Consider the following 1750-nt stretch of genomic DNA (forward strand, 5'->3'; position numbering starts at 1 on the left):
ACCGAGGGTGATCGAAAACCCCGGAATGGGTGATCGGATTCAGCGGAATACGCACGCGGTCGCGATCCGGGCGACGATCGAGGATCGCTCAGGCGCCTGCTCGTCGAAGTCGACATCGAGCGAGAGTTCCTGGAAGCGACCACGGATCGTCGTGATCATCATGTGCTTGATCGAGAATTCCACGTTCGCGTGGGCGGCGTCGAGCGTCCATTCGGTCATCGGGATGGTCTCCTCAGACGGCTTCGCGCTGCGGGCTGCGTGGCCTGGTCCGGGAGAACGCTCGTCCGTAGTTGTGCAGGCAACTATGCCGCGCGAGTGTCGCACTGTCAAACCGGGGCACCCTCGCCACGACCGCCTGATCGTGCCGCCGGTCTCACACCGATGGAGAAACCGCTCTGAGCGAACGATCGTTCTCTCCCCTCGAGTAAGGGCGCTACGGACTTGTGCACGACCGATGGCCGCGGTCGAGCCCGTCACGATCAGTGAATGGTGCATGATGGAGCGGCCGTGGGCCCTATCCGGCGTCGGTCAGCTGGACGATCCCGAGCAGGTTCCCCTCGGTGTCCAGTACGCTGCGCTCCGGAGACGTCGGACCCGACGTTGCGGATGTCGGCTCTCACTGGATTGGCCAGGCGGTCAGCCGGACGACGGTTTATTCGCGCAGAGCGAACCTCTCGACAGGTGGGCGGGGGAGAGAGGCCTCGCGCACAGAGCATCATCTCACTTGGCCCGACCATATGAGCCCGTCGTCATCGCGTACTCCCGAACTCCGCAAGCAGCCTGGGATCAGCCTCCAGAGCGATCAGAAAAGTTCTAGTGGCGTTGACTGCGCCCCGCGCGTCAGCCTGAACTAGGCCTGAACGATCGATTCCAGCGCTTGCACCGCCGTGATCGGGTCTGCATGGCGATGCACGACCCTCCAGTCGCCCTCTTCACGCCGGAATATGCTCGTCACACGGAGCGCAACAGGCGCCAGCTCCTGACTTCCACCAACCTGGGCCTTGAACCGCTCCACCTCGACCGTGAATCCAAGGTCGCCCGACGCGTACGTGGCGATGTTTTCGAAGGCCGTCACCTGGCCCTTTCGAAAGTTCTGTATGGCTGACTCCAGCGTCTCGGACACCTGTTCCCACCCATGCGCAATCGGGATCGAGCCTCTATGCGCTGTCGCCTGCGGCCCCGCAAGGCTGACATCGTCGCGGTGGGAGAACATCTCTTTGGCCGGCCCCACGTTTCCCTTGATGAACTCGCTCAGCCACGTGTGATTTCTCTCGATGGCTTCGTCGAAGTCTGGAGAGTCCATGAGCTTCACCTCCAATCCCAGGCGATGACCGCCATATCGGCCTAGCCTAGATCGACAGCGTAGCCGCGCGCGGACGATGCCGCCCTTCGTCATCTCCACCTCTGGAAGGCGGGCAGCAGCCTTGTATCAGCTGCCCGACGCCCTGGAGCAGCTCCGCTGCCACCTTGACCTGGCCGCCGATGCCGGCGAGCTCCATGCCACGCCGGAACACATCGCCGCTGAGGCCGCGGCGAGCGCTCCGCCGGCGGCGACCTGACTGACGGGAAGAGCGGGCCGCCACGGCGGCCGATCAAGACCTGCCCACACTGGAGGGAGCGACCGGACCACAAGCCGGAGTCCCAAGACCGCGCGCTCGGTGGTAATCTCGGGCTGCTGGCCATCGCCGGCGCCTCCCGAGCGGGAGTAACTCAGCTGGCAGAGTGTCTGCTTCCCAAGCAGGTCCTTGCT

Annotated in this window: 3 protein-coding genes; 1 reads left to right on the plus strand and 2 read right to left on the minus strand. The window is 64.2% G+C overall.

Features of this window, described 5'->3' with window-relative positions; all coding sequences use genetic code 11:
- Positions 1-39: 39 nt before the first annotated feature.
- On the minus strand, positions 40-219 hold the full coding sequence (locus IVW53_15880) for a YceI family protein (GenBank protein MBF6607043.1): 180 nt from the start codon (positions 217-219) through the stop codon (positions 40-42).
- 631 nt (positions 220-850) lie between these two features.
- Positions 851-1303, minus strand: coding sequence for a nuclear transport factor 2 family protein (locus IVW53_15885; protein ID MBF6607044.1), 453 nt, complete (start codon positions 1301-1303; stop codon positions 851-853).
- A 76-nt stretch (positions 1304-1379) separates the two neighbouring features.
- On the opposite strand from IVW53_15885, the gene IVW53_15890 reads away from it, so the two are divergent.
- Positions 1380-1559 (plus strand): hypothetical protein, encoded by a 180-nt coding sequence (locus IVW53_15890; protein MBF6607045.1) that lies wholly within the window; start codon positions 1380-1382, stop codon positions 1557-1559.
- Positions 1560-1750: the final 191 nt, after the last annotated feature.

The organism is Chloroflexota bacterium (genome assembly GCA_015478725.1).
Classification (GTDB): Bacteria; Chloroflexota; Limnocylindria; order Limnocylindrales; family CSP1-4; genus C-114.

Bases quoted from the DNA above. Each gene is read 5' to 3' on its own strand.
- IVW53_15880 (MBF6607043.1), bottom strand. From the start codon at position 219: ATGACCGAATGGACGCTCGACGCCGCCCACGCGAACGTGGAATTCTCG.
- IVW53_15885 (MBF6607044.1), bottom strand. From the start codon at position 1,303: ATGGACTCTCCAGACTTCGACGAAGCCATCGAGAGAAATCACACGTGG.
- IVW53_15890 (MBF6607045.1), top strand. From the start codon at position 1,380: ATGCCGCCCTTCGTCATCTCCACCTCTGGAAGGCGGGCAGCAGCCTTG.